Raw genomic sequence first — 6000 nt, forward strand, 5'->3', positions numbered from 1 at the left:
AGGTCCGCTCACGGCAGCCCCGGATTCGTGGCGGCGTCACGAAACACGTACCCTCACCGCCATGGATCAGCCCGCCTTCGTGGACACGCCCGCGCCGCCCGCCCGCTGCGCCGTGTGCGACGCCGAGCTGCGCCCTGCGGTGATGGGCCGCCCGGCCCGCTACTGCAACACCGCGTGCCGCTCGGCCGCCTACCGGCGCCGCCGCGCCGAGGCGGCCGCACTGTCGGGGCCGCGTGCCCACCTGCTGGGGCTCGCCGACTCGATCCGTGCCGCGACCCTGGACTACCTGGACGCGCTCGACCGGCACGGCGACGACCCCGAGGCGGTCGACCGGGCCCTGGCCGTGCTGCGGGCCACCGCGCCGCTGTACGGCCGGCAGCTGCTCGACCAGGCCGCGCTGGCCCGACCAGGGCACGCCGACGGCACCTCCCCAGCGAGCCCCGGCGCCGACGGCGGGGGCCGGGAGCCACGGGGAGCCCGGACGCACACCGCCCTCCCGGCCGGCTCGGCGGCGTCCGGCCCGCGTCCAGGCGTCCGCAGGATCGACGGTGGTACCGCCCCGGGGGCGCCGGCCCCGACCGGCGCCCCGCAGGGCGATGACGAGGCTGCCGGCGCCGGAGCGCCCCCCGCGGCGGCGCAGAGCGAGCCGGCCCAGCTCCCGCCGCCGGCCCAGCCCCAGGCGCTGCGGGCCGTCGGCGCGGGCGACCGGCGGCCGGGCGGGCCCGGTCGCGTCGCCCGGACCAGCACCACGGCGCCGCGACTGGCCCTCGCCGAGCAGCGGCTGCCCGCGATAGCGCCCACCCAGCGCGGCCTGGGCGAGGCGGAGCGCTCGCACCGGCTGGGCGGCGGCCTGGTGCTGCTCAGCTGGCCGCAGGCGCCGGGCGTCCGCGCGGTGGAGCTCTGCGGCCGGCTGCTGGGCTGGATCGAGGAGGGTGTCGTCTTCCCGCCGGAGGCGTGGGTGGCCCTGGTGGACGGCCGCCTGGTGATCGACGCCGACGACGCACTGCCACTGCTGTCCACCGAGCCGGCGGATGCCCTGACCCTGCTCGGGCTGGCCGCGCAGCAGCACCTGACCTGACCGGCCGGGCCACCCGGGCACCGGCAGACCCCCCAGCAGAACCGGGCAGCCTCGGCAGGTCCGTCCACCCATTGACCGTCCCCCGTCGAGGACCCCACCGGGGTACGGGCGTCGATCCCGGTCGACGACCCGCGGCGCACCTCTCCTCTCCGCCACTACCCGAGCCCCGGTGACTGCCCTGGTGATCTGAGTGGCCCCCTCCCTGTCCGCAACAGGCCTATCTGCGCAAGCTCTTGGTCAGGGATCGGCGGGCGAGCCGGCTAGCGCGCCACGCGGTAGCGGAGGTAGACGACGCTTGAGCCGAAGGTGCGGGTCTCGGCGAGTTCGAGATCCACCCGGCGCTCGCGGTGGGGAAAGAACGGAATGCCACCGCCGACCAGCACCGGGTGGACCATGGCCCGGTACTCGTCGATCAGATCCGACGCGGCCGCCTCGGCGGCGAGAGTCGCGCCGCCGATCGCGATGTCGCCCTCCCCCGGCTCGGCTCGCAACCGCTCGATCTCCTCCGCCGGGCCGCCGGAGGCCAGCCGGGCATTGCCCTGCACCGCCGACAGCGTGGTCGAGAACACCACCTTCGGGAGCGGCTTCCAGAGCGCGGCCCACTCGAGCATCGAGTGGTCGAGCGATGGATCCTGGTCGGCGCTCTCCCAGTACAGCATCGTCTCGTACAGTCGTCGTCCCAACAGGTGGACGCCGACCTCTCGAATCTCGTCGATCCAGAAGCGAAAGACCTCCTCGTCTGGCGCCGTCCAGTCGAAGCCGCCGTCCGGCCCGACGATGTAGCCGTCAAGTGAGACGCCCATCGAATAGGTCACGCTACGCATCGGAAGTCCTCCTCGGTAAACGGGTTCGACCGTACGACCGCCGGGACGCCGCAGGACTCACCGCGGCTCGCGGGATCCCCTGGGCCGGGTCACCTCACGAGATCATTTCCGTTGAGAAGCCCTTAGCGACTGTCCATAGATCATTCCGTCCGCCACTCGGCCCGCGGCGGGCGTGGCCGCGCCGGGACTCCGGAACGCGACGGCAGGACTCTGCCGCCGGCGCCGAGGCCGGCTCAGGGTCAGCGGGCGGGTGGGCCGGTGAGGGCGCGGACCAGGCCGTCGACGAGGGTGCGCAGGTAGCTGCCGTCGGGGTCACGGTTCGGGTTGATCTCGGTGATCACCAGGCCGGCCAGCGGCGGGGCGGCGGCGAACTCGGCGAGGCAGTCGAGTGCCACGGTCACTGGCAGGCCCTCGTTGAAGTGCGGGAAGTCTCCGAGCGGGAGGTCCACCGAGTCGATCACGTCGACGTCGAAGTGCAGGACGAAGCCGGAGCGGCCGGCCGCCAGCGACTGCCAGGCCGTCCGGGCCACGGCCACCGGGTCGGTCCCCGGAGCGGTGATCTCGGTGCACGGGTGGGCGCGAAGTCCGTGCCGGGCCAGGCGTTCGCGGCCGGTGTCGTCGAGCTCCACCGGGTCGTAGCCGAAGGCGACCACGGCCTCGGGCGGCAGCAGCGGCACCCGCGGGCCGAGCCCGTGCAGTTCGGGGGCGCCCTCCCCGAACACGTGGGACAGCACCATGGCGTCGAGGATGCCGGAGAGGGTGGTCTCGGGCACCGAGAGGTCGAGGTCGCCGTCGAAGTAGAGCAGCCCGATGTCCGGCCGACGGGTGACGAACGCGCTGACCACACCGAGGGTGATCGTGCAGTCGCCGCCGACCACCAGCGGCAGCGCGCCGTCGTCGAGCAGGGCACCCACCCGCTCGGCCACCGAGCGGGCGACCGCCACCACCCTGTCCAGGTTCTGCCGGTTGCGGTGCTCCGGGTCCGTCCGGAACGGCACCACGGGCAGATCCCCGTCGTCGCGCACCTGCACTCCGGCGGCGGCCAGCCGGTCCAGCAGGCCGGCGGCCCGTAATGCGGCCGGCGCCTTCTCCTGGCCGGGCCCGTGGGTACCGGCACAGGACGGGACCCCGAGCAGCGCGAGTTCTCGGACCATGAGGGGCCCCTTCCGTGGCCGCCACCCGCCGTGCGCGGATCCGGCGGTACATCGATCCTAGGCCGCATCGGGCCGGTTCTCGCGCGACGCCGCCACCGCGCGCGGTGGCGGCAGGGGCGCGATTCGGCGGCCCTGACCGGCGGCCGTACGTCGCACTACGCTGGGTGCTGTGGTCAACCTCGGCGCCTTCTGCCGGAGGAGGTCGTGATGACGCATGACGACGGGCTGACGCTGCACATCCGGCGCATCCTGCGCGCACCGCGGTCGGCCGTCTTCCGGTCCCTGACCGAACCGCACGAGCTGGCCCGGTGGTGGGGCCCGGACGGCTTCTCGATCCCGCGGGTGGAGGGCGACCTCCGGCCGGGCGGTCGCTATCTGATCGCCATGCGGCCGCCCGAGGGCGAGGCCTTCCACCTGGTGGGGGAGTACCTGGAGGTCAAACCACCGGAGCGGCTCTCGTACACCTTCCGGTGGGCGGAGCCCGATCCCGAGGACCGGGAGACCGTGGTGACGCTGACGTTGAACGATCTTGACGGGGCGTCGGCGGAGCTGGTCCTGACCCATGAGGGCTTCGCGACCGAGCGGCGGCGTGCCCTGCACGAGGAGGGGTGGACCCAGGGGCTCGACAAGCTGGCGGGCCTGCTGTCGCCGGCCGAGTCCGGGTGATCCGTTGGATTCGCGTGATCCGGGCTGAGCCAGGGCCGGTTCAGGGCCGGCTCAGCGCTCGCGCAGGCTTGTGCCGGGCGGCTCCGCAGGCCGGGTGACCTCAGTCCCGCTGGATGGCCGTGACGCAGCGCGCGAGCAGGGCGCGGAGGCTGTCGCGCTCCTCGGGGGTGAACTCCTCGGCGAGCCGGCGCTCGATCCGTACGGCCTGCTCGTCGGCGAGCCGCAGGGTCTCCCGGCCCGTGTCGGTGAGCCGGGTCTCCAGCATCTTCTGGTGCCACGGGTGCGGTGATCTGGCGACCAGACCGCGGTCCTCCAGCGTCTTCAGGACGGCGGCCATGGCCTGCGGGGTGACCAGGCAGGTGCGGGCCAGGGCGGCGCCGGAGATGCCGGGGTTGTCGGCGAGGGCGAACAGGGCGGCGTACTGCGCGACGGTGAGGTCCGCGACCTTCAGGGCGGCGCTCTTGGCCGTCATGAGGGCTTGTTCCGTGCGCTTGATGTCCAGGCCGAGGCGTTCGCCGGCGGGCAGTCCCATGGCGGCGACTATACAGCCCGGAACATACAGCCCCGAACTTCAGGCAAGGCTGGTGTTTGTCTCAAAGGCTTGATACAAATCAGGGCATGGATACACGACCGCATGCCCCGCTCAGCCCGGCCCCGGCCGGCGACTCCCCGCACGGCGACGCCCCGTTCGCCGGGACGGTCCTCATAACCGGCGCGACCCAGGGCCTGGGCCGTCACCTCGCCCTGGACCTCGCCCGCCGCGGCGCGACCGTGCTGCTGCACGGCCGGGACCGCTCGCGGCTGGACGACGCCGCGGCCGAGGTCCGCGCCGCCGCCCCGACCGTTGCGGTGCGCACCTACCTCGCGGATCTCGCCGACCTGGACCAGGCGCGCGACCTGGCCGCCCGCATCCTTGCGGCCGAGCCCCGGCTCGACGTCCTGGTCAACAACGCGGCCGTCGGCGGCGGCGCCCACCCGGCCCGGCGGGACGTGAGCCGGCAGGGCCACGAACTGCGCTTCGCCGTCAACCACCTGGCGCCCTACGTGCTGACGCGTGGACTGCTGCCGCTGCTGGCCGCCTCGGCGCCGGCCCGGGTGGTCAACGTCGCCTCGATGGGCCAGGCGCCGATCGACTTCGACGACGTCATGATGGAGCGCGACTACGAGGGCCTTGAGGCCTACTGCCGGAGCAAGCTGGCGATGATCATGTCGACCTTCGACCTGGCCGCCGAGCTCGCCGACCGCGGGATCACCGTCAACGTGCTGCACCCCGCCCACCTGATGGACACCCGGGCCGTCCGGGAGTACGGCCTCACCCCGGCGGTGAGCATCGACGAGGGGGTCCGGCCGACCGCGCGGCTGATCACCGACCCAGCGCTGGCGGGCGTGACCGGCAGGTACTTCGACCGGTTCACCGAGCGCCCGGCCCACGCACAGGCCTATGACCCGGCCGCGCGGACCCGGCTGGCCGTGGTGACGGACGAACTCGGCGGGCGGGTCCGAACCGCGGTGGGCGGTGGGGCCGCCGACGTCCGCGATGAGGCTGTGGCGGACCGCGGGGCCCGGCCCGGCGGCTGACCGTCCGTTCCCCGCGCGCTCACCACGGCCGGGTGCCCGCGGGTGACGCCCAGGGTGCCTGGCAACCGGACGCCGCAGACGTCGCGGTGGCCGAGCACGGGCAGGCACACCGCGGCCGGGGCCGCGGGCGCGAAGGCGACGTCCAGGTGGCCGCCACGGACGCCCCCGGCGTCGCCCGGAGCGAACCCGAGGAGACCGAGGAGACCGAGGGCGACCAGGGCGCCCGCTTCGCCCACTCGGCGTACACGGCGCCGGGCTCGGCCGGCCACACGGGCCGCCGTAAGGCCCGGGGCGTCGGCCGGCGCGTGGCGCGGGGCGGGCCCTGTCGGGCGGGGGGAGCGGACGGAAGCGGAACGCTCTCGTGGACGGGAATCGTGATCGTGATGCAGCTCGTGGCGCTCATGCCGACCTCCGAAGGGTCTCGGTGGTGCTGCCGTGATGTTCCTCGGCGATCCTCGGGGGCCTGACGCCTGTCCGACGGGAATGGTCGGACAGGCCCTTGAGCGCCGCCTCCGCCGGTCATCCGGAGCCTTCCCCAACCACGCTAGGTGCGGGAGACCCCGGAACCGTGGTACCCCGGGCGGGATCCGGCGGGGGGGGGGGGGGGGGGGGGCGCGCCGGGGGGCGGGGGGGGGGGCGCCGGGGGCGGGGGCCGGCCGGGGCGGCCCCGCCCCGCGCGCCCGCGGCGGGGCGCGCCGCC

At 74.7% G+C, this 6000-nt stretch carries 6 protein-coding genes; 3 read left to right on the plus strand and 3 right to left on the minus strand.

The window, feature by feature from the left end; translation table 11 throughout:
- Nucleotides 1-61: 61 nt before the first annotated feature.
- A complete protein-coding gene (locus tag ACIBH3_RS34350) occupies nucleotides 62-1078 on the plus strand; it encodes a hypothetical protein (protein WP_396316047.1) in 1017 nt (338 codons plus the stop codon).
- Between the two features lie 260 nt (nucleotides 1079-1338).
- Here the strand turns inward: ACIBH3_RS34350 and ACIBH3_RS34355 are convergent, their stop codons facing one another.
- A complete protein-coding gene (locus tag ACIBH3_RS34355) occupies nucleotides 1339-1902 on the minus strand; it encodes a dihydrofolate reductase family protein (protein WP_396316048.1) in 564 nt (187 codons plus the stop codon).
- Between the two features lie 239 nt (nucleotides 1903-2141).
- Nucleotides 2142-3056 carry an arginase family protein gene (locus ACIBH3_RS34360; RefSeq protein WP_396316049.1) on the minus strand — a complete coding sequence of 305 codons (915 nt, stop codon included), beginning with the start codon at nucleotides 3054-3056 and terminating at the stop codon, nucleotides 2142-2144.
- Nucleotides 3057-3263: 207 nt separating this feature from the next.
- Here ACIBH3_RS34360 and ACIBH3_RS34365 point away from each other — a divergent pair, with 207 nt between their 5' ends.
- Nucleotides 3264-3722: an SRPBCC domain-containing protein gene (locus ACIBH3_RS34365; RefSeq protein ID WP_396316050.1), complete on the plus strand. Its 459-nt coding sequence runs from the start codon at nucleotides 3264-3266 to the stop codon at nucleotides 3720-3722.
- 100 nt (nucleotides 3723-3822) lie between these two features.
- Here ACIBH3_RS34365 and ACIBH3_RS34370 read toward each other — a convergent pair whose 3' ends face one another.
- Nucleotides 3823-4254, minus strand: a complete 432-nt coding sequence (locus tag ACIBH3_RS34370; RefSeq protein WP_396316051.1) for a MarR family winged helix-turn-helix transcriptional regulator — start codon at nucleotides 4252-4254, stop codon at nucleotides 3823-3825.
- Between the two features lie 86 nt (nucleotides 4255-4340).
- Here ACIBH3_RS34370 and ACIBH3_RS34375 point away from each other — a divergent pair, with 86 nt between their 5' ends.
- Entirely contained in the window at nucleotides 4341-5300 is a 960-nt protein-coding gene (locus ACIBH3_RS34375; RefSeq protein WP_396316052.1) for an SDR family NAD(P)-dependent oxidoreductase, read from the plus strand.
- Nucleotides 5301-6000 lie beyond the last annotated feature (700 nt).

Origin of the sequence: Kitasatospora sp. NPDC050543, assembly GCF_044457565.1 — a bacterium.
Taxonomy (GTDB): domain Bacteria; phylum Actinomycetota; class Actinomycetes; order Streptomycetales; family Streptomycetaceae; genus Kitasatospora.

Bases quoted from the DNA above. Each gene is read 5' to 3' on its own strand.
- ACIBH3_RS34375 (WP_396316052.1), top strand. From the start codon at position 4,341: ATGGATACACGACCGCATGCCCCGCTCAGCCCGGCCCCGGCCGGCGAC.
- ACIBH3_RS34360 (WP_396316049.1), bottom strand. From the start codon at position 3,056: ATGGTCCGAGAACTCGCGCTGCTCGGGGTCCCGTCCTGTGCCGGTACC.
- ACIBH3_RS34365 (WP_396316050.1), top strand. From the start codon at position 3,264: ATGACGCATGACGACGGGCTGACGCTGCACATCCGGCGCATCCTGCGC.
- ACIBH3_RS34355 (WP_396316048.1), bottom strand. From the start codon at position 1,902: ATGCGTAGCGTGACCTATTCGATGGGCGTCTCACTTGACGGCTACATC.
- ACIBH3_RS34370 (WP_396316051.1), bottom strand. From the start codon at position 4,254: ATGGGACTGCCCGCCGGCGAACGCCTCGGCCTGGACATCAAGCGCACG.
- ACIBH3_RS34350 (WP_396316047.1), top strand. From the start codon at position 62: ATGGATCAGCCCGCCTTCGTGGACACGCCCGCGCCGCCCGCCCGCTGC.